General features: G+C 73.2%; 16 protein-coding genes. 12 read left to right on the top strand and 4 right to left on the bottom strand.

What is annotated here, in order from left to right; all coding sequences use genetic code 11:
• The 6 genes from rplT to VMF51_RS09255 all read left to right on the top strand — a co-directional run.
• Nucleotides 1-332 (top strand): 50S ribosomal protein L20 (rplT, locus tag VMF51_RS09280; protein ID WP_325474135.1); only part of this gene is annotated, 332 nt, incomplete at its 5' end.
• The gene (locus tag VMF51_RS09275; protein ID WP_325474137.1) at nt 329-1,123 is read left to right on the top strand and encodes an RNA methyltransferase; all 795 of its coding nucleotides are present in this window, start codon (nt 329-331) and stop codon (nt 1,121-1,123) included. The genes rplT and VMF51_RS09275, both read left to right, overlap by 4 nt.
• A 27-nt stretch (nt 1,124-1,150) precedes the next feature.
• Nucleotides 1,151-2,209: a PAS domain-containing sensor histidine kinase gene (locus tag VMF51_RS09270; protein ID WP_325474134.1), complete on the top strand. Its 1,059-nt coding sequence runs from the start codon at nt 1,151-1,153 to the stop codon at nt 2,207-2,209.
• 124 nt (nt 2,210-2,333) lie between these two features.
• The gene (gene pheS, locus VMF51_RS09265; RefSeq protein ID WP_325474133.1) at nt 2,334-3,431 is read left to right on the top strand and encodes a phenylalanine--tRNA ligase subunit alpha; all 1,098 of its coding nucleotides are present in this window, start codon (nt 2,334-2,336) and stop codon (nt 3,429-3,431) included.
• Nucleotides 3,432-3,441: 10 nt separating this feature from the next.
• Entirely contained in the window at nt 3,442-5,931 is a 2,490-nt protein-coding gene (gene pheT, locus VMF51_RS09260) for a phenylalanine--tRNA ligase subunit beta (protein WP_325474132.1), read from the top strand.
• A 3-nt stretch (nt 5,932-5,934) separates the two neighbouring features.
• Nucleotides 5,935-9,042 carry an ATP-binding protein gene (locus VMF51_RS09255; protein WP_325474131.1) on the top strand — a complete coding sequence of 1,036 codons (3,108 nt, stop codon included), beginning with the start codon at nt 5,935-5,937 and terminating at the stop codon, nt 9,040-9,042.
• A gap of 4 nt (nt 9,043-9,046) precedes the next feature.
• Here VMF51_RS09255 and VMF51_RS09250 read toward each other — a convergent pair whose 3' ends face one another.
• The 3 genes from VMF51_RS09250 to VMF51_RS09240 form a co-directional block, all read right to left on the bottom strand.
• Complete coding sequence (locus tag VMF51_RS09250; RefSeq protein ID WP_325474130.1) at nt 9,047-9,880, bottom strand: ABC transporter permease; 834 nt, start codon at nt 9,878-9,880, stop codon at nt 9,047-9,049.
• Nucleotides 9,877-10,854, bottom strand: coding sequence for an ATP-binding cassette domain-containing protein (locus tag VMF51_RS09245; RefSeq protein ID WP_325474129.1), 978 nt, complete (start codon nt 10,852-10,854; stop codon nt 9,877-9,879). Before VMF51_RS09245 ends, VMF51_RS09250 begins: the two co-directional genes overlap by 4 nt.
• Before the next feature lie 144 nt (nt 10,855-10,998).
• Nucleotides 10,999-12,363: a hypothetical protein gene (locus VMF51_RS09240; RefSeq protein WP_325474128.1), complete on the bottom strand. Its 1,365-nt coding sequence runs from the start codon at nt 12,361-12,363 to the stop codon at nt 10,999-11,001.
• Nucleotides 12,364-12,491: 128 nt separating this feature from the next.
• Between VMF51_RS09240 and VMF51_RS09235 the strand changes: the two genes are divergently transcribed.
• The gene (locus tag VMF51_RS09235) at nt 12,492-14,585 is read left to right on the top strand and encodes an acyltransferase family protein (protein WP_325474127.1); all 2,094 of its coding nucleotides are present in this window, start codon (nt 12,492-12,494) and stop codon (nt 14,583-14,585) included.
• Nucleotides 14,586-14,597: 12 nt separating this feature from the next.
• Here the strand turns inward: VMF51_RS09235 and VMF51_RS09230 are convergent, their stop codons facing one another.
• A complete protein-coding gene (locus VMF51_RS09230; protein WP_325474126.1) occupies nt 14,598-15,389 on the bottom strand; it encodes a maleylpyruvate isomerase family mycothiol-dependent enzyme in 792 nt (263 codons plus the stop codon).
• An 84-nt stretch (nt 15,390-15,473) separates the two neighbouring features.
• Between VMF51_RS09230 and argC the strand changes: the two genes are divergently transcribed.
• From argC to VMF51_RS09205, 5 genes are all read left to right on the top strand, one after another.
• Nucleotides 15,474-16,511, top strand: a complete 1,038-nt coding sequence (gene argC, locus VMF51_RS09225; protein ID WP_325474125.1) for an N-acetyl-gamma-glutamyl-phosphate reductase — start codon at nt 15,474-15,476, stop codon at nt 16,509-16,511.
• Complete coding sequence (locus VMF51_RS09220) at nt 16,508-16,954, top strand: ACT domain-containing protein (RefSeq protein ID WP_325474124.1); 447 nt, start codon at nt 16,508-16,510, stop codon at nt 16,952-16,954. Before argC ends, VMF51_RS09220 begins: the two co-directional genes overlap by 4 nt.
• Nucleotides 16,951-18,102 carry a bifunctional glutamate N-acetyltransferase/amino-acid acetyltransferase ArgJ gene (gene argJ / locus VMF51_RS09215; protein WP_325474123.1) on the top strand — a complete coding sequence of 384 codons (1,152 nt, stop codon included), beginning with the start codon at nt 16,951-16,953 and terminating at the stop codon, nt 18,100-18,102. The genes VMF51_RS09220 and argJ overlap by 4 nt, the downstream gene beginning before the upstream one ends.
• A complete protein-coding gene (argB, locus tag VMF51_RS09210; RefSeq protein ID WP_325474122.1) occupies nt 18,099-19,043 on the top strand; it encodes an acetylglutamate kinase in 945 nt (314 codons plus the stop codon). Before argJ ends, argB begins: the two co-directional genes overlap by 4 nt.
• 44 nt (nt 19,044-19,087) lie before the next feature.
• Nucleotides 19,088-19,543: aminotransferase class III-fold pyridoxal phosphate-dependent enzyme (locus tag VMF51_RS09205; protein WP_325474136.1), on the top strand; the 456-nt coding region annotated here is incomplete at its 3' end.

Here is a 19,543-nt window from a genome sequence, read left to right as displayed (position 1 = left end):
CGAGTGGCTACCGCGGACAGCGTTCGCGCCTGTACCGCAAGGCCAAGGAGCAGCAGCTCCACTCGATGACCTACGCCTACCGTGACCGTCGCGCGCGCAAGGGCGACTTCCGGAAGCTGTGGATCGCGCGTATCAACGCTGCGGCTCGCGCCAACGACATCACCTACAACCGCTTCATCCAGGGCCTGAAGGCTGCGGGTGTCGAGGTCGACCGCAAGATCCTCGCCGAGCTGGCCGTCAACGACGTCGCCGCGTTCAACGCCCTCGTCGAGGTCGCCAAGGCCGCGCTGCCCGAGGACGTCAACGCTCCCAAGGCGGAGGCCTCGGCCTGAACACTCCTCTGACGGCGGGCAACGCTCGCCTCAAGGACACGCGCAAGCTCAGCCGCCGCTCGGTACGCACCGAGCGGCGGCTGTTCCTTGCCGACGGCCCGAAGGCCGTCGAGGGCGCCCTGACGGTGCCCGGGTGCGTGGTGGAGGTCTTCGCGACCCCCGCCGCCACCGAGCAGTACGCCGAGCTCGCGGCCGCCGCCGTCGACGTGCCGTGGACCCTGGTCGACGACCGGGCACTGGCCTCGCTCAGCGACAGCGTCTCGCCGGCCGGCGTGGTGGCGCTGTGCCGTCACCTGGACCGCCCGCTCACCGACCTGCTGGAGACCCCGCGTCGCCTGGTCGCGCTGTGCGCCGACGTACGCGACCCGGGCAACGCCGGCACCGTGGTGCGCTGCGCCGACGCCGCCGGTGCCGACGCGGTGGTGCTCGCGGGCAGCTCCGTGGACGCCTACAACCCCAAGACGGTGCGGGCCAGCGTCGGCAGCCTCTTCCACGTCCCGCTCGCCGTCGAGCCGGACGCTGCGGCCGCCGTCCGGGCCGCCCAGGCCGCGGGCCTCACCGTGCTGGCCGCCGACGGTGCGGGGGAGACCGACCTCTTCGAGGCCGACGAGCTGCTGGCGGGTCCCACCGCCTGGCTCTTCGGCAACGAGGCGTGGGGCCTGCCCGACGAGCTGGCGGCGCTCGCCGACCACCGGGTCCGGATCCCGATCCACGGGCGAGCCGAGAGCCTCAACCTCTCGACAGCGGCCGCGCTCTGCCTCTACGCCTCGGCCCGCGCCCAGCGCACCTGACGTCGACGCGCCCGTAGGGTGGCGGGCGTGAGCGCCCCGCCCGATGCCCAGGCCCTGGCCGACCTGCTCCCGGACGCGGTGCTGGTCGCGGGCGCCGACGGCGCGCTCACGCTGGTCTCGGCCCCGGCGGCCGCGATGCTCGGCGTCCAGCCCGATGCTGCGCGGGGGCGCCCGTTGAGCGAGGTGCTGGCGCTGCGTGACACCGACGGTCACCGCTGGTTCGACTGGAACCGTCCGTACGACGGCCTGCCCACCCGCACCGGGGTGCCCGAGCAGTCGTGGGTCCTCCCGGACGGCACCGAGGTGCTGGTCAGCGCCCGGATCCACCGCCCGGCGCTGGACGAGCCGGTCACCGACGTGGTGGTGAGCATGCGCTCGGGCCGCGGGCGGGCGCGCCTGGACCGGGAGCGCTCGGACCTGGTCGCCACGGTCGCCCACGAGCTGCGCTCGCCGCTGACGGGGGTGAAGGGCTTCGTCCAGGCCCTGCTGAACCGCTGGGACAAGCTCAACGACGAGCAGAAGAAGCTGATGCTGACCACCGTGTCCGCCGACTCCGAGCGGCTGAGCCGGCTGATCGCCGAGCTCCTCGACGTGGCCCGCATCGATACCGGCCGGCTGCAGCTCTACCCGCGCCCGACGGACGCCGAGGTGCTCGTCCGGCGGATCGTCCAGTCGGTCGCGGCCGGCACCGCCACCCCGGTCGAGCTGGAGGTCGGGCCGGACCTGCCGGAGATCTCCGCCGATCCGGACAAGTTCACCCAGGTGGTGACCAACCTGGTCGAGAACGGCGTCCGGCACGGCGAGGGCACGGTCCGGGTCGTCCTGCGCGCGCTGCCCGACGGGACGGAGTGGGACGGCGTCGAGGTGCGGGTCGACGACGAGGGGGAGGGGATCCCGGCCGAGCTGCGGCGCCGGGTGTTCACGAAGTTCTGGACCAGTGGCGTCCGCGGCGGCTCGGGCCTGGGCCTCTACATCGTGCACGGCCTGGTGCGCGCCCACGGCGGCACGGTCGTGATCACCGACGCCCCCGGCGGGGGCGCGCGCGTCGTCACCACCTGGCCGGCCGTGGACGACGGCCGGGACTGACCGGCCCGGAGGCGAGCAACCGGTTCGCGCGCAGGCACGGTGCGTCCCTAGACTCGGCGCCCGGGAGTCGAGCGACCTCCCCACCACCGACGTCTCCGCTACCGCACCCGAGAAGAGGCCCGAGTTGTCCGGCCCCAACACCGACTACGACCCCGTGGAGGTCACCCCCTTGAAGTCCGAGGAGGTCGAGGCCGCCCGGGACGCCGCCCTCGCCGCGATCGCTGCTGCCGCCGATCTCGACGCCCTCAAGCAGGTGCGCATCGACCACACCGGCGACCGCTCGCCGCTGGCGCTCGCGAACCGCGAGATCGGCGCGCTGCCGCCGCAGGCCCGCAAGGAGGCCGGTCAGCGCATCGGCCAGGCGCGCGGGGCGGTCAACAAGGCGATCGGTGAGCGGCAGGCGGTGCTCGAGGTCGAGCACGAGGAGCGGATGCTGGTCGAGGAGACCGTCGACGTCACGCTGCCGACCGACCGCGCCCGCGTCGGCGGCCGGCACCCGATCACCCTGCAGTCCGAGCTGATCGCCGACATCTTCGTGGCGATGGGCTGGGAGATCGCCGAGGGACCCGTCGTCGAGGCCGAGTGGCTCAACTTCGACGCGCTCAACCTCGGCCCGGACCACCCGGCGCGGACGCTGCAGGACACGTTCTGGACCGAGCCGGTCGACCACCACGTGGTGCTGCGCACCCAGACCTCGCCGGTCCAGGCGCGCACCATGCTCACCCGGAAGCCGCCGATCTACGTGGCCTGCCCGGGCCGCGTCTTCCGCACCGATGAGTACGACGCCACGCACAGCCCGATGTTCCACCAGGTGGAGGGTCTCGTCGTCGACGAGGGCATCACCATGGCCCACCTCAAGGGCTCGCTGGACCACCTCGCCGGCCAGCTCTTCGGCGACGGCATCGACACCCGCTTCCGGCCGTCGTACTTCCCCTTCACCGAGCCGTCGGCCGAGGTCGACGTGCGCTGCTTCGTGTGCCGGGGGATCGACTCCGCCGACTGCCGCACGTGCAAGGGCGAGGGCTGGATCGAGTGGGGCGGCTGCGGCGTCGTGAACCCGCGGGTGCTCGTCGCCTGCGGCGTCGACCCCGAGGCGTACACCGGCTTCGCCTTCGGCATGGGCATCGACCGGAGCTTCATGTTCCGGCACGGCCTGGAGGACCTGCGGCCGCTCTTCGAGGGCGACGTCCGCTTCAGCGCCGCGTTCGGCACCGAGATCTGAGGAACTGACCATGAAGGCCCCGCTGTCCTGGATCACGGAGTACGTCGACGTCCCCGCCGACGTGTCCACCACCGAGCTCACCGAGCGGCTCACGATGACCGGCCTGAAGCTGGAGGCGATCCACAGCCCCGGCGCCGAGATCACCGGCCCGCTCGTCGTCGGCAGGGTGCTCACGATGGAGCCCGAGCCGCAGAAGAACGGCAAGACCATCAACTGGTGCACCGTCGACGTCGGTGACGCCAACGGCACCGGCGAGCCGCAGGGCATCGTCTGCGGAGCGCACAACTTCGCCCCCGGCGACCTGGTCGTCGTGGTGCTGCCGGGCGGCGTGCTGCCCGGCGGCTTCGCGATCTCCGCGCGCAAGACCTACGGCCACGTCTCCTCCGGCATGATCTGCTCGGCCCGCGAGCTGGGCCTCGGGGAGGATCACGACGGGATCATCGTGCTCCCCGCTGACGCGGGTGAGCCCGGCCAGGACGTGCGCCCGCTGCTCGGCCTCGACGAGGAGATCATCGAGCTCGAGGTCAACCCCGACCGCGCCTACGGCCTCTCGCTGCGCGGCATCGCCCGCGACGTCGAGGTCTCGGTCGCCGGCGCGACCGGTTTCCGCGACCCGGCCCTGCGCGACACCCCGCCCGCCGACGACGCCGGCTGGCCGGTCGTCGTGGACGACGCGGTCGGCTGCCCGGTCTTCGTGGCCCGCACGGTCTCGGGCTTCGACCCGGCCGCGCCGACCCCCGACTTCATCAGCCAGCGCATCGCCGCGGCGGGCATGCGGCCCATCTCGCTGGCCGTCGACGTCACCAACTACGTGATGCTCGAGACCGGCCGCCCCATCCACGGCTACGACGCCGACAAGGTGCAGGGTGCCCTGCGCATCCGCCGGGCGACCGAGGGTGAGCAGCTGACGACGCTCGACGGCACCCGCCGTACCCTCTCGGCCGAGGACCTCGTCGTCACCGACGACTCGGGCCTCATCGGCCTCGGCGGCGTGATGGGCGGCGAGACCACCGAGATGTCCGCGACGACCACCCGCGTCCTCGTCGAGGCCGCGCACTGGGACGCCGTCTCGATGTTCCGCACCGGCAAGCGCCACAAGATCAGCTCGGAGGCCGGCAAGCGCAACGAGCGCGGCGTCGACCCGACGATCTGCGAGGCCGCGGCCGACCGGGTCGTCGAGCTGCTGACGACGTACGGCGGTGGCACGGCGGAGCCCGGCCACACGGTCGTCGGCACCCCGCCCCTCCCGGCCGCGATCGCCATGGCGACCGACCTGCCGGCGCGGATCTCGGGCCTGGAGATCGACGCCGACCAGGTCGTCGCCGACCTCGAGGCGGTCGGTTGCACGGTCACCCGCGACGGTGACGCGCTGACCGCGACGCCGCCGCCGTGGCGTCCCGACGTCACCGACCCGCACGACCTGGTCGAGGAGGTCGTGCGGCTGCGCGGCTACGACCGGATCCCCTCGGTGGTCCCCAAGGCGCCGGGTGGGCGCGGCCTGACCCGCGCCCAGGTCCTGCGCCGGCGCGTCGGCCGGACGCTCGCCGGTGCCGGTTGGGTCGAGGTCGTCGACTTCCCGTTCGTCGGCGACGCCGACCTCGACGCGCTCGGCATCCCGGCCGACGACCCGCGTCGCAACCTGCTGAAGCTGTCCAACCCGCTGTCGGCCGAGGCGCCGTCCATGACGACGACGCTCCTGCCGGCGCTGTTGCGCACGGCGGGCCGCAACGCCGGTCACGGCACCTCGTCGGTCGCGATCTTCGAGACCGCCACCGTGACCCTCCCGCGAGCCACCGGACCCGCGCCGATCCTGCCCGTCGACCGGCGGCCGACCGATGCCGAGCTCGACGAGCTGGTGAAGTCGCTGCCCGACCAGCCGCTCCACCTCGGGCTGGTCGCCACGGGCGAGGCCCTGCCCTCCGGGTGGTGGGGCGCCGGTCGCGCGGTCGACTGGACCGACGCCGTCGCGGGCGCGCGTGCCGTGGCGGACGCGCTCGGCCTCCAGCTGTCCACCCGGCCGGCCGCCACGGCGCCGTGGCACCCCGGACGCTGTGCCGAGCTGCTGCTCGGCGACGTCCCGGTCGGGTACGCCGGCGAGCTGCACCCACGGGTCTGCACGACGTTCGGGCTGCCTCCGCGCTCGGTGGCGGCCGAGGTCGACCTCGACACGCTGATCCAGCACGCCGTCCACCTGCGGCCGGCTCCGACGTTCTCGACGTACCCGGTCGCGAAGGAGGACGTCGCCCTCGTCGTGGCCGACGACGTCCGCGCGGCCGACGTGGAGCGCGCGCTGCGCGAGGGCGCGGGGGAGCTGCTGGAGTCCCTGCGGCTCTTCGACGTCTACACCGGCGAGCAGGTCGGCGAGGGGCACCGGTCCCTGGCCTTCGCCCTGCGCTTCCGGGCGCCGGACCGCACCCTCACCGAGGAGGAGGTCTCGGCCGCCCGCGACGGCGCCGTCGCCGCCGCCGTCCAGCAGACCGGCGCCGCCCAGCGGGCCTGACCGGTGGACCTGCGCCTGCTCGACGCCGTGAGCTGGCGCGGGTCTCCGGTGCCGGGCGAGCGCACCCAGGCGCTGCTCGCCGCTCTCACCCTGGCCGAAGGACGGGTGGTCTCCGACACCGCCCTGGTCGAGACGGTGTGGGGGCCGGACGACCAGCCGGCCCATCCCACCAAGGCGCTGCAGGTCGTGGTCTCGCGGGCCCGTAGCCAGACGGCGTCCGAGGTGGTGGTCCGAGCCGGGCACGGCTACCGGCTGGGCCTGCCCGCCGCCGAGGTCGACGCGCTCGAGCTCCGGGAACGGCTCGCGGCCGCGCGGTCGGCGTACGCCGCGGGCGAGGCGGCGCTCGCCGAGCGGGAGGCCGCGGCGGCCCTGGTGTCGGTGGCGGCCGGAGCCGATGGAGTCCTCGGCGAGCTGCGCGACCAGGCCCGGAGCCGGGTCGCCGAGGCGCGGGCGTTGCGTGGCCGGGCGCTCGCCGACCTCGGCCGGCACGAGGAGGCGCTCCCCGTGCTCCTCGACGCCGCTGACGGTGCCGACGAGTCCCTGCTGGCCGCACTGCTGCGCAGCGAGGCCGCGGTGCGGGGGACCGGCGCCGCCCTGGAACGCTACGAACGGCACCGCGTGGGCCAGCGCGACCGGCTGGGCACCGACCCGGGGCCTGAGCTGCAGGCGCTGCACGCCGAGCTGCTGGCCCGTGACCGTCCCGTCCGGGAGGGGCTGCGGTACGACGCGTCGCGGCTGATCGGCCGCGACGAGGACGTCGCCGCGCTGCTCGCGATGACGCGGACCTCTCGCCTGGTGTCGATCGTGGGTCCCGGCGGCCTCGGGAAGACCCGGCTCGCCCACCTGCTCGGCCGGCTCGCCGAGCAGCCGACAGTGCACTTCGTGGAGCTGGTCGGCGTCACCTCGCCCGACGGGGTGGCCGCCGAGGTGGGCGACGCCCTCGGGGTGCGGGACTCCTACGTGACGCGCGCCGGCGAGCCGTCGCGTCGGGCGGACCTGCTGACCCGGATCGTCGATCGGATCGGCACCGCTCCCTCGCTGCTGGTGCTCGACAACTGCGAGCACGTGGTCGACGCGGTCGCCGACCTCGTCGCACTGCTGCTCGCGCGGACGCCGTACCTGAGCGTCGTCACGACCACCCGAGCGCCGCTGGGCCTGGCCGCCGAGCGGGTCTACCTGCTGCCGCAGCTCGGCACGGACGACGCGGTCGAGCTGTTCCGGGAGCGGGCCACCGCGGCGCGGCCCGGCGTACGCCTGGAGGACGGGGAGGTCCGGTCCCTCGTGGAGCGGCTCGACGGGCTGCCGCTGGCCGTCGAGCTGGCCGCGGCCCGCGTGCGGGCGATGTCGGTGGTGGAGATCGCCCGCCGGCTCGACGACCGGTTCGCGCTGCTGCGCGGTGGCAGTCGTGACGCTCCGGAGCGTCACCAGACCCTGCTCGCGGTCATCGACTGGTCCTGGAACCTCCTGCCCGCGGACGAGCGGGCGGCCCTGCGCCGGCTGGCGGTCTTCCGCGACGGCTTCGGCATCGAGGGGGCGTCCCGGGTGGTGGGCTCCCCGGACACGCTCGACCTCGTCGGTCGGCTGGTCGAGCAGTCGCTGGTGACCGTGCACGAGGGTGAGGGGATCCGCTACCGGCTGCTCGAGACCGTCCGCGAGTTCGGCCGCCTCCGGCTGGCCGAGGCGGACGAGGAGGCCGACGCCGACGCGACCCTGCGCGCGTGGGCGACCGACCTGGCGGCCGGGCTCGCGCCCCGCCTGTTCACCCCCGACCAGATCGCCGTGATGAGCGCCGTCCGGGTCGAGGAGGGCAACCTCGTCGACGTCCTGCGGCGCTCGCTGGCCGATGCCGACGCCGAGGCCGTGGTGCTCCTCGCGGGGCTGCTGATGGGCTTCTGGTCGATCGAGGGCACGCACCTCAAGGTCGTCACCGTCTCGTCCGCGGCGGAGGCGCTCCTCCACGATGCCGATCTCCCGCCCGAGCTCGACGAGCTGCTCCGGGCGGTCCTGTGTGCCGTCGTCGTGAACTCGATGATCTTCTCCTCCGGGGTCGCGGCGCGGGCGATCGCCCGGCTGCGCGAGCTCGGGCCGGGCTCCGAGCCTCGGATCGCGGGGCTGACCCGGACGCTGCTGCTGACCATCGGCACCGAGGCCGACCCGGCGGAGCTCGAGGCGCTGTGCGAGGACCCCGACCCGTTCGTCGCGCGGGTCGCGCTGCAGTGGGCCTGCCAGATCCACGAGAACGCCGGCGAGGTGGTCCTGGCCCGCGAGTACGGCGAGCGTGCGCTGGCGCTCTGGGACACGGACGAGGGGCCGTGGGGCCGGGCGATGACGACCGCCCAGCTCGCGAGCCTCGCCCTCGCTGCCGGGGACATCGGGGGAGCCGAGCGGCTCGCCGCCGCGACCCTGCCGGACCTGCTCGCGCTGGGGGCCGAGGAGGACGCGAGCCAGGCCCGTGCCGTCTTCGCCGTCGCGGCGCTGCGGGCGGGCCGGCCCGGCGACGCCGAGCGGATCATCGAGGAGATCGCGGCCACGGACGGCGGGCAGTCGCTGTTCGGGGGCGCGTTGACCGTGCTGTGCGGGCGCGCCGAGGTCGCCCTCGCCCGGGGGCAGGTGGCCTCGGGGCTCGCGACGTACCGCTCGGGGATCGCGGAGCTCGCGCGCCGTACCCGGTCCGGTGCGGCGCAGCCGTCCCCCGGCAATCCGTGGGTGCTCTTCCCGAGCGCCGCCGCGCTCAGCGCCCACGTGCGGTACGGCGAGCGCGAGCTCGGCGCCGGACTGCGTGCCGACCTGCTCGAGGGCTGCCGGGTCGCGCTGACCGCCGAGACGCCGTACCTGGACTTCCCGGTGGTCGGCTCGGTCATCTACGCCCTCGGGCTCTGGGAGCTGACCGGACCGGAGGGACCCGGGTCCCTGGCGACCCCGCTGCTGGCTGTCGCGGAACGGTTCGCCTACAACCGGATGCTGCCGAGCCTGGACTGGGCGTACGCCGAGCAGCGCGCCGAGGAGATCCTCCCCGGCGCGCTGGCGACGGCGCGTGACGCGCTCGGTGCGGGTCGCCCGCACGAGCTGCGCGACCGCGTGCGGAGCCTGGTCGCGCAGCTCGCGTCCTGACCGGTCACATCTTGCGCGAGTAGCTGCGCACCGCGAGCGGGGCGAACACCGCGACCACGACGGCGCAGCCGAACAGCGCCCAGCCCACCTCGCCGGTGACCTGACCGTCGTTGAGCAGGTCGCGGACGGCGGTCACCACGTGCGAGACCGGGTTGACCTCCACGAACGCACGCAACCCGCTCGGCAGCGTCTCGGCCGGGACGAACGCGTTGGACAGGAACGTCAGCGGGAACATGATCATCATCGAGATGGCCTGCACGCTCCGCGCGGTCGTGGCGACGGTGCCGAGCCAGGTGAAGATCCAGGCCAGCGACCAGCCGGCGACGATGGTCAGCAGCGCGCCCGCGAGCACGCCGGCGATGCCGCCTCCGGGTCGGTAGCCCATCACCAGCCCCGTCAGGATGGTCAGCCCGGTGGCGATGGCGTACCGGGACAGGTCCGCCACCATCGGCCCGGCCAGCGGGGCGATCCGCGCCATCGGCAGCGACTTGAACCGGTCGAAGACGCCCTTGTCCATGTCCTCGCGCAGCTGGACGCCCGTGGCCATGCACACGGTGAGGGTCGTCTGGGCGAGGATGCCGGGAATCAGCAGCGGCAGGTAGCTCGCCACGTCGCCGGAGATGGCGCCGCCGAAGACGTAGGCGAACATCGCGGTGAAGAGCAGCGGCTGGATGATGACGTCGAAGAACTGCTCGGGGTTGCGCAGCATCTTCGTCCACGAGCGCCAGGCCATGGCCAGGGTCTGCCGGACGGTGTCGGGCACGGACACCCGCGCGGCGAGCCGGCGCTCGCCGAGGTCGTACGACGCCGCGGTCGGCGTGGGGAGCAGGCTGGTCATCGCGCGGTCTCCATCTCGTCGTGGTGGGTGGGGGAGCCGGTCAGCGCGAGGAACACCTCGTCGAGGGTCGGCTTCTGGACGGTCGCGGCGAGGATCGGCAGGCCCGCCTCGCGCAGTGCGATGAGGACGTCGGCGGCCAGGTTCGCGTCCGCCAGCGGCACGTTGAGGCCACCCGACTCGGGGGTCGGTACGGCGTGCTCGCCCACGATCCGCCGGACGACGGCGCCCGCGGCGTCCGTGCCAGCGGGGTCGGCCAGCCGGAGCTGCAGCGTGGACGAGCCGACCTGGCTCTTGAGCTGGTCCGGCGTGCCCTCGGCGACCTTGCGCCCGTGGTCGATGACCGCGATCCGGTCGGCGAGCTGGTCGGCCTCGTCGAGGTACTGCGTGGTGAGCAGCACGGTGCAGCCCTCGGCGACCAGGGCACGGATGGTGTCCCACATCTGGCCGCGGGTGCGCGGGTCGAGACCGGTGGTCGGCTCGTCGAGGAAGATCAGCGGCGGGCGCGTGATGAGCGAGGCCGCCAGGTCGAGCCGGCGGCGCATGCCGCCGGAGAACTGCTTGATCGGCCGGTCGGCCGCCTCCTCGAGCCCGAACCGGCCGAGCAGGTCGTCGGCGGTGCTCCTCGACGGGGCGGACCCCAGGCCCTGGAGCCGGCCGAAGAGCCGGAGGTTCTCCCGCGCCGTCAGGTCCTCGTCGACCGATGCGTACTGTCCGGTGACGCCGACGAGCTGGCGGATCATGTGCGGTTGGTCGCGGACGTCGACGCCGAAGATCGACGCCGAGCCGCCGTCGATCGGCAGCAGGGTGGCCAGCATCCGGATCAGGGTGGTCTTGCCGGCGCCGTTGGGGCCGAGCACGCCGAACACCTCGCCGCGACGTACGTCGAGGTCGACGCCGTCGACGGCGCGATGGGTGTCGAAGGTCTTGACCAGGCCCGTCGCGTGGACGGCCAGGTCGGTGGGAGCTGAGGTCATGCCTCCAGGCTGGGGTGGCCCGGTTTCAGCGCGCCTTCACGCGACCTTCACGCGCGAACCGATCGGCACTCGCGTGCATCAGACCTGACGATGTCCATCTCACACGCCACCATCGCGACCACACCCGCCGCCGGTCCCCGGCGCTCAGCGCAGGGGCGGCAGGGGAACCGTCGCGAGCTGCAGGAAGTGGTCCGAGGCGATCTGAGAGCGGCTGCCGTAGGTCTGGTTGCGGTAGCCGCAGGAGCCCTTGGCCGACCCCAGCGTCAGGATGTAGTCACGGCGCAGGGGAGTCCGGTAGACGGGGAACTTGGAGTCCTGGGTGGTGGGGAACTGCCCGCCCACGATGCTCGCGCTCGCGTAGGCGTCGTAGAAGCCGGCGTTCATCAGCGCCTGGTGCACGTTGTTGTACGGCAGCGTGTTGGCCGTCGAGTTCAGGTCGCCGCCGAGGATCACCTGGTCGTTGAAGCGGCTCCGCAGGCTGCGCATCACCTGGATCGTCCGGGTGGTCTGGCGGGCGCGGATCTCCCACTCCGTGCGGCTGCCGACGACGCCGACGCGCAGGTGGTTGGAGGTGAGCACGAACGGCGACTGGTTCCCGGCGACCGACTGCAGGCGCGCCCAGGGGATCAGCGAGTCCTTGTTGAACGCCGGGTCGACGATGCGCTCCAGGCCCGCGTCGAGCTTGCGGTACCGGTTGGCGTCGTAGAACACCCGCGTGCCGACGAGGCCGGGTTTGCGACCCTTCGGCGGGCGGTACGCCGCGTCGTCCAGCGCGTCGACCCAGTGCGAGGAGGGATCGGGGTCCACCTCGTTGAGACGGTCGAGGATCCAGCGCCGCTGCGGCCGGATCCCGAACTGGAGCCGCTCGGACCCGCTGGCCTCCTGGATGGCCAGGGCGCGGGCGCCGCTGCGCAGGATCTCGGAGACGACGTTGTCCCCCCGCAGGTTCCAGTTCAGGTCCGGGCCGAGGTGCCGGTCGGCGGCCCAGCTGCGGACGTTGAACGCCGCCACGGTGAGCCGGTCCTGGGGTGCGGCGGTGCAGGGGTAGGTGATCGGGGCCTGGATCCACTTGGCCGGGCTCGCGGTCTTGGACCGGTCGCGGCGGTAGCCGACGACCTTGACGAACGAGTAGTTGCCCGAGGTGGGCACGGCCCCGAAGGCGTGGCGGACGACGAGGGCGTGCCGCTTGCGGCTGACCCGGTACGTCTTCACCTTCACGTTCATCTTCCGGCTGGGGCTGACCTGCACCCGGACCTTGGTGAAGCTGCGGACGCGCTTCGAGCGCTCCCAGGTGACCTTGATCCGGCCGTCGGCGGTGGCGGCGAGGCTGACCTTCAGGTTGCCGGTGCCGTTGGCCGAGCTGCCGGAGGCGGTGCCGGTGGGGTTGGTGTTGCGGCGTTCGGCCGACTCGGCGGCCTGGGCCGACGCCGGGAGGATGGTCACGCCGAGGGCGAGGACGGTGCCGGCGATCAGGGACGCGACGGGACGGCGGCGCGGGGATGCAGTCATGAGGAGGCTCCGGTGGAGGCGGGTGGTGGTGCCTCGCTCATCGGCGGCACGACGAGCGATTGTAGGTCGAGGGCGCGATGACGTACCGGTTTCGCCGCGACGACGAGCCCCGATTAGTGTTGGGGTGCGTGAGTGCCGTGACCGACAGCAAGCCGTCCCACGGCCCGACTCGAGGCTTCCGGCCCGACATCGAGGGCCTGCGCGCCGTCGCCGTCCTGTCGGTGCTGATCTACCACGCGGGCCTGGCCTGGGTGCCCGGCGGCTACGTCGGGGTCGACGTCTTCTTCGTGATCTCGGGCTTCCTGATCACCTCGCTGATGGTGCGCGAGGTGGAGCGCCACGGCCGCCTGAGCCTGGCCGACTTCTGGGCGCGGCGGGCCCGGCGCCTGCTCCCCGCGAGCGCGCTGGTGCTGGTGTTCAGCGCCGTCGTCGCCCTGGTGTGCCTCCCGGTCAACACCCGCAAGGACTTCGGCGGCGACATCGTCGCGGCCGCGCTCTACGTCGTGAACTGGCGCCTGGGGGCGCGCGAGGTCGACTACCTGGCCGAGAACGTCGGCGCGTCGCCGGTACAGCACTACTGGTCGCTGGCCGTCGAGGAGCAGTTCTACGTCGTCTGGCCCCTGCTGATCGCGGCCCTGGTCGCGCTGTTCCGGGCGCGCTGGCGGGTGGCGCTGCTCGTCGGGATCTGTGCCGTCTCGGTCGCGTCGTTCGTGTTCACCCTGTCGTACGCCGTCGCGCAGCCCGGCCTCGCCTTCTTCGTCTCGACGACCCGGATCTGGGAGCTCGGTGTCGGCGCGCTGCTGGCCATCGCGTTCCCGACGTTGGTCCGGTTGCCCGCGGCGTTGCGCGGGGTGCTGGGCTGGGTCGGTCTCGCCCTCGTCGCGTACAGCATCGTCGAGCTGGACGCCACGACCGTGTGGCCCGGCACGGCGACGCTGCTCCCGGTCCTCGGCACCGCGGCGGCGATCCTCGCGGGCGGCGGCGTCTCGGCCCGCTGGGGCGTGGGTCGTCTGCTCGGCATCCGCCCGGCGGTGTGGATCGGCGGGCTGTCGTACTCCCTCTACCTGTGGCACTGGCCGTTCCTGATCGCCGCGGAGGGGATCTGGGGCGACCTCCGGGTCCGTTACGGCCTGCTGGTCGTGCTGGCGTCGGTGATCCCTGCGTGGCTGTCGTACCGCTACGTCGAGACGCCGTTCCGGCGCTCGGCCCGCTTCGCCCTGCCCCGTCCGGCGCTGCTCGCCGGCGCCGGTGCGATGGTCGTCTCCACGGTCGCCGGCGTCGCCCTCGTGGCCTCCTTCTCGCTCGTCGACACCGTCGACGAGGCCTCGGCGAACGAGTCGCCCGGCGCCGTCGCCCTCCAGGACCCGCGGTACGCCGACGTCGACTGGGCGGAGCTGAAGTCGGTCGAGGCGCTGCGGCCCTCGCCGCTCGAGGCCTACCAGGACTATCCCGGCATCAACACGGACGGGTGTGTCGTCCTGCGCGACAGCGAGGGCTTCGAGACGTGCGAGTACGGCGACCCGGACGCCGAGCGCACCGTCGTCCTGGTCGGTGACTCCAAGGCGGCTCAGTGGTTCACCCCGGTCCGCAACATCGCGCTGGACGAGGGGTGGCGCCTGGTCGTGGTCGCGAAGAACGGCTGCCCGTTCGCCGGCTCGACCTTGCTCGTCGAGAACCACCGCAACCCGTCGTGCGACGCGTGGCAGCCGTGGGCGCTGGACACGATCGTGGAGATGAAGCCCGATGTCGTGCTGACCGTGACGCGCCACAGCAGGTCGCTGCCGCCCGGCGGGAAGTCGGAGGACGACTACGAGGAGTCGGCGATGGTCGACGGCCTGGTGGAGTACTGGGAGCGCCTGGTCGACGCCGGCATCGAGGTGGTCCCGATCCTCGACACCCCGGTGCCCGTGAGCGCGACGGTGCCCGACTGCGTCCAGGAGAACCTCCAGGACCTGACCCACTGCGTGGCCCTGAAGGAGGCGGGGACCCCCAAGTCGGGGGCGCCGCGCCAGCTCGAAGCCGCGACGCGGGTGCCCGAGGTCAAGATCGTCGACATGTCGCCCGTCCTGTGCCCGGACGGCGTGCACTGCCCCCCGGTGATCGGCAACGTGCTGGTGTACCGCGGCGGTACGCACATCAGCGACACCTTCGCGGAGTCGACGACCGACGAGCTGGCCGCCCGGCTCGCGAAGGCGACGGACGGCCTGCTCGGCGCCGCCTGACCCACTCGGACGTCAGTCGATCGGGTAGTCCACGCACGCGCGGAAGTCGGCGTACGCCGCCGGGTCGCCCTCGACCCGGAGCTCGGCGTCGTCGCCGCGGTGCCACAGCCAGGCGTCCAGCGCGGCCGCCGGGCCGCCGACCGTCGCCGCGGCCGGGGTAGCGGGTGCCGTCACTACGCGGAGATCCGGGCCGTCGTGGACGGTCCCGTCCGGACCCGTGCCCCGGAAGTCCCCGAGCTGCACCCAGGTGGCGTCGCCGGTGTCGGTGCACTCGATCCGGACGTAGCGCTCCCGCGGGGTGAATTCGCCCCACGGCGGGCTCCCGCCGAACATCACGTCCAGCACCTCCTCGACGCCGTCGGCGGCCAGCGCGGCGTCGAGCGGGGTGCGCTCTCCCGCGGCGAGCTCGGCGTCGACCCGGTGGATCAGCGCCTCGTGCGCCTGCCGACGGATGGTGAAGCCGACGGTGTGGTCCGCCGACCAGGTCCAGGCCTCCTCGGCCGGATCGACCTCGGCCAGGGCGGCGAGCAGGCGGGCGGAGCCGGCGTCGAAGAACTCCAGCACCGCCGCGTGGCCCTCGGGCCGGGGCGGCTCGACGTAGTCGTCGGGCCCCTGGGGGCGCTGCGTCACGATGGTGGCCCAGAAATGCTGCACGGTGCCGAGGTGCCACAGGAGGTCCGTCGCGTCCCAGTCCGGGCAGCTCGGGACCCGCGCGGCCGGGTCGGTGCCGGCCAGCACCCGCCGGAAGCGGGCGGACTCGTCTCGCAGGTGGTGCAGGTAGGCCTCGGGTTGCAGTCTCGCCATAGGCTCACCGTAGGCACCGAGGACGACACGCGCAGCGATGGTTTCCGCCGCCGATGCGATGAACATGCACAGTTGTGTATAGTCATGCATATGAGTCGGAAGCGCGTCGCGGTCGCCGGAGCCAGCGGGTACGCCGGGGGTGAGCTGCTGCGCCTGCTCCTCGGTCATCCCGAGATCGAGATCGGCGCGCTCACCGGGGCGTCCAACGCCGGACAGCCCCTCGGGGCGTTGCAGCCGCACCTGCTGCCCCTCGCCGACCGGGTCCTCGTGGAGACCTCCCTGGACACGCTCTCCGGGCACGACGTCGTCTTCCTGGCGCTCCCGCACGGCCAGTCCGGCGCGATCGCCGCGCAGCTGGGGGAGGGGACCGTGGTCGTCGACTGCGGCGCCGACTTCCGCCTCGCCGACGCCGCCGAGTGGGAGCGGTTCTACGGCGGTGACCACGCCGGCACCTGGCCGTACGGCCTGCCGGAGCTCCCCGGCCAGCGCGACCTGCTGCGCGGGGCGACCCGGATCGCCGTCCCCGGCTGCTACCCGACCATCTCCACCCTGACCCTCGCGCCGGCGGTCGCGGCCGGCCTGGTCGAGCCGGACGTCGTCGTCGTCGCCGCCTCGGGCACCAGCGGCGCCGGCAAGGCGGCCAAGCCGCACCTGCTCGGGAGCGAGATCATGGGCAACGCCAGCGCGTACGGCGTCGGCGGCAGCCATCGCCACACGCCCGAGATCACCCAGAACCTCTCCGCCCTCGTGGACGGCACGGTCACGGTCAGCTTCACGCCACTGCTGGTCCCGATGCCGCGCGGCATCCTCGCGACCTGCTCGGCCACGCTGCGCGACGGCGTCACCGCCGCCGACCTTCGCGACGCCTACACCGCGGCGTACGCGGAGGAGCCCTTCGTCCACCTGCTCCCCGAGGGTCAGTGGCCGCAGACCAAGTCCGTCGTCGGCTCCAACGCCGTGCACCTCCAGGTGACGGCCGACGAGACGGCCGACCGGATGGTCGCGGTCGGCGTGGTCGACAATCTCGCCAAGGGCACCGCCGGCGCCGCCGTGCAGTGCATGAACCTCGCGCTGGGCCTCGACGAGGGCCTCGGCCTCACCACGATCGGACTCGCGCCATGACCGACGAGAGCCAGACCGAACAGCCGACGTACACGCTGCAGGAGTTCCCCGAGAAGCTCGCCGTCGTCCGGCTCCCTCCGGGGTCGGAGATCCCGGCCTGGGCCGAGTCGTCCTCGCTGTTCTCGATCACGGCGACCGCGACCGAGACCTCGCTGGTGTGCGCCGGGCGCAACGTCCCGACCAAGCAGGTCGCGCAGAAGGGCCTGACCGCGTTCGCGGTGCAGGGTCCCCTCGACCTCGCCCTGGTGGGGGTCCTGGCGGGCCTGCTGGTCCCGCTGGCCGAGGCCGCCGTGCCGGTCTTCACCATCTCCACCTACGACACCGACTGGATCCTGGTCCCGAACACCGATGCCGAGCGCGCGGCCGAGGCCTGGCGACGACGGGGGCACACCGTCGTCGCCGCCGTCCCCGTCACGCCCAGCAAGCAGACCAAGAAGAAATGACCGTCACCACCCCCGCCGGGTTCACCGCCGCCGGAGTCGCCGCCGGCCTGAAGTCCACCGGCGCCAAGGACATCGCCCTGGTCGTCAACAACGGCCCCGCCTATGACTCCGCCACCGTCTTCACCGCCAACCGCTGCAAGGCCAACCCCGTCCTGTGGAGCCAGGAGGTCGTCAAGGACGGCACCGTCCGCGCGGTCTTCCTGAACTCCGGCGGCGCCAACTGCTACACCGGCCCCGAGGGCTTCCAGACCACGCACGCGGTCGCGGAGCGGGTCGCCGAGCACCTCGGCATCGGCGCGATCGACGTGGTCGTCTGCTCGACCGGCCTGATCGGCCTGGTCAACGACCGCGACCAGCTGCTCTCGGGCGTCGACGCGGCGTACGCCGCCCTCGCGGCCGACGGCGGCACGCAGGCGGCCGAGGGCATCATGACCACCGACACCGTGAGCAAGCAGGTCGTCGTCGAGGGCGCGGGCTGGAGCATCGGCGGGATGGCCAAGGGCGCTGGCATGCTCGCGCCCCAGCTGGCCACCATGCTCGTCGTGCTCACCACCGACGCGGTCGTCTCGGCGGCCGATCTCGACACCGCGCTGCGGGCGGCCACCCGGGTCTCCTTCGACCGGCTGGACTCCGACGGGTGCATGTCGACCAACGACACCGTCACGGTGATGGCGAGCGGGGCCAGCGGCATCACGCCGTCCCTGCCCGACTTCACCGAGGCGCTCACCCAGGCCTGCACCGACCTGGCCATGCAGCTGCTGAAGGACGCCGAGGGCGCGGACCACGAGATCGCGATCACCGTGCTCAACGCCGCCACCGAGGACGAGGCGGTGGAGGTCGGCCGCAGCGTGGCCCGGAGCAACCTGTTCAAGGCGGCGGTGTTCGGCAAGGACCCGAACTGGGGCCGGGTGCTCGCCAGCGTCGGCACCACCTCCGCGCAGTTCGACCCGGCGGATCTCGACGTCGCGATGAACGGCGTCTGGGTCTGCCAGGGCTCCACGCCGCACGCCGATCCCGCCGAGGTCGACCTGACCCCGCGCGAGGTGAGCGTGACCATCGACCTGAAGTCCGGGTCCGAGCGGGCCACCGTCTGGACCAACGACCTCACCCACGCCTACGTCCACGAGAACAGCGCCTACTCCTCATGAGCGACTCCCTGATCGACCACGTCCACCACGACCCGAGCAAGCCCGACCCGGCGAAGGCCCGCACGCTCGCGGCCGCGCTGCCCTGGCTGAAGCGCTACCACGGCAAGATCGTCGTGGTGAAGTACGGCGGCAACGCCATGACCGACGAGACGCTCAAGCGCGCCTTCGCCGAGGACATCGCCTTCCTGCGCTTCGCCGGGTTCAAGCCCGTCGTGGTGCACGGTGGCGGACCGCAGATCTCCCGGATGCTCGACAAGCTCGGCATCGAGTCGGAGTTCCGCGGCGGCCTGCGGGTGACCACGCCGGAGGCGATGGACGTGGTCCGCATGGTCCTGGTCGGCCAGGTCCAGCGCGAGCTGGTCGGGCTCATCAACGAGCACGGCCCGCTGGCGGTCGGCTGCTCGGGCGAGGACGCCGGCCTGTTCACCGCCACGCCGACCGGCACGGTCGTCGACGGCGAGGAGGTCGACCTCGGCCTGGTGGGCGAGGTGACGCAGGTGCGGCCCGAGTCGGTCCTCGACCTGATCGAGGCCGGCCGCATCCCGGTCGTCTCCAGCGTCGCGCCCGACGTCCACGGCACCGTCCACAACGTCAACGCCGACTCCGCGGCCGCCGCGCTGGCGGTCGCCCTGAAGGCCGAGAAGCTGCTGGTCCTCACCGACGTCGAGGGCCTCTACCTCGACTGGCCCCACTCCGACGACGTGATCGGCGAGATCGGCCCCGAGGCGCTCGCGGAGATCCTCCCGACGCTGGCCTCCGGCATGATCCCGAAGATGGGCGCCTGCCTGCGCGCAGTCGAGAACGGCGTGTCCCGCGCCACGGTGGTCGACGGCCGCGAGCCGCACGCCGTGCTGCTCGAGCTCTTCACCAACGAGGGCGTCGGCACCCAGGTGCTCCCCGGCGTCGAGACCAAGACCCGGAAGGCGAGGGACGCCCAGTGAGCGACACCCGGCAGACCTGGGGCGAGCGGTACGCCGCCAGCCTGATGAACACCTTCGGCCCGCCGAAGCTCGTCCTCGCCCGCGGCGAGGGCGCCCACGTCTGGGACGAGGACGGCAACGAGTACGTCGACCTCCTCGGCGGCATCGCCGTGAACGCGCTCGGCCACGTGTCGAACTTCTTCACGACCGAGCCGCAGGTGGAGCTGGCCGAGCGGCTGCTGGACCTGCTCGGGGTCGGCGTCGGCGGCGGCAAGGTCTTCCTCACCAACTCCGGCACCGAGGCCAACGAGGCGGCGCTCAAGCTCACCCGGCGTACCGGCCGCACCCACGTCGTCGCCGCGGAGGGCTCGTTCCACGGCCGCACGATGGGTGCCCTCTCGCTGACGGCCAAGGCGGCCTACCGCGAGCCCTTCGAGCCGCTGCCCGGTGACGTCACGTTCGTCCCGTACGGCGACGCCCTTGCCCTCGCCGAGGCCGTCACCGAGCGGACCGCCGCGGTG

The organism is Nocardioides sp., from assembly GCF_035503875.1.
GTDB lineage: Bacteria > Actinomycetota > Actinomycetes > Propionibacteriales > Nocardioidaceae > Nocardioides.
Note: the sequence above shows the minus strand (reverse complement) of the source record. Positions and strands in the feature narration are given on the sequence as shown.

Coding starts and splice junctions, on each gene's coding strand:
- VMF51_RS09245 (WP_325474129.1), bottom strand. CDS start 10,854: ATGACCTCAGCTCCCACCGACCTGGCCGTCCACGCGACGGGCCTGGTC.
- VMF51_RS09230 (WP_325474126.1), bottom strand. CDS start 15,389: ATGGCGAGACTGCAACCCGAGGCCTACCTGCACCACCTGCGAGACGAG.
- VMF51_RS09250 (WP_325474130.1), bottom strand. CDS start 9,880: ATGACCAGCCTGCTCCCCACGCCGACCGCGGCGTCGTACGACCTCGGC.
- VMF51_RS09220 (WP_325474124.1), top strand. CDS start 16,508: ATGACCGACGAGAGCCAGACCGAACAGCCGACGTACACGCTGCAGGAG.
- VMF51_RS09240 (WP_325474128.1), bottom strand. CDS start 12,363: ATGACTGCATCCCCGCGCCGCCGTCCCGTCGCGTCCCTGATCGCCGGC.
- argC (WP_325474125.1), top strand. CDS start 15,474: ATGCATATGAGTCGGAAGCGCGTCGCGGTCGCCGGAGCCAGCGGGTAC.
- argB (WP_325474122.1), top strand. CDS start 18,099: ATGAGCGACTCCCTGATCGACCACGTCCACCACGACCCGAGCAAGCCC.
- pheT (WP_325474132.1), top strand. CDS start 3,442: ATGAAGGCCCCGCTGTCCTGGATCACGGAGTACGTCGACGTCCCCGCC.
- argJ (WP_325474123.1), top strand. CDS start 16,951: ATGACCGTCACCACCCCCGCCGGGTTCACCGCCGCCGGAGTCGCCGCC.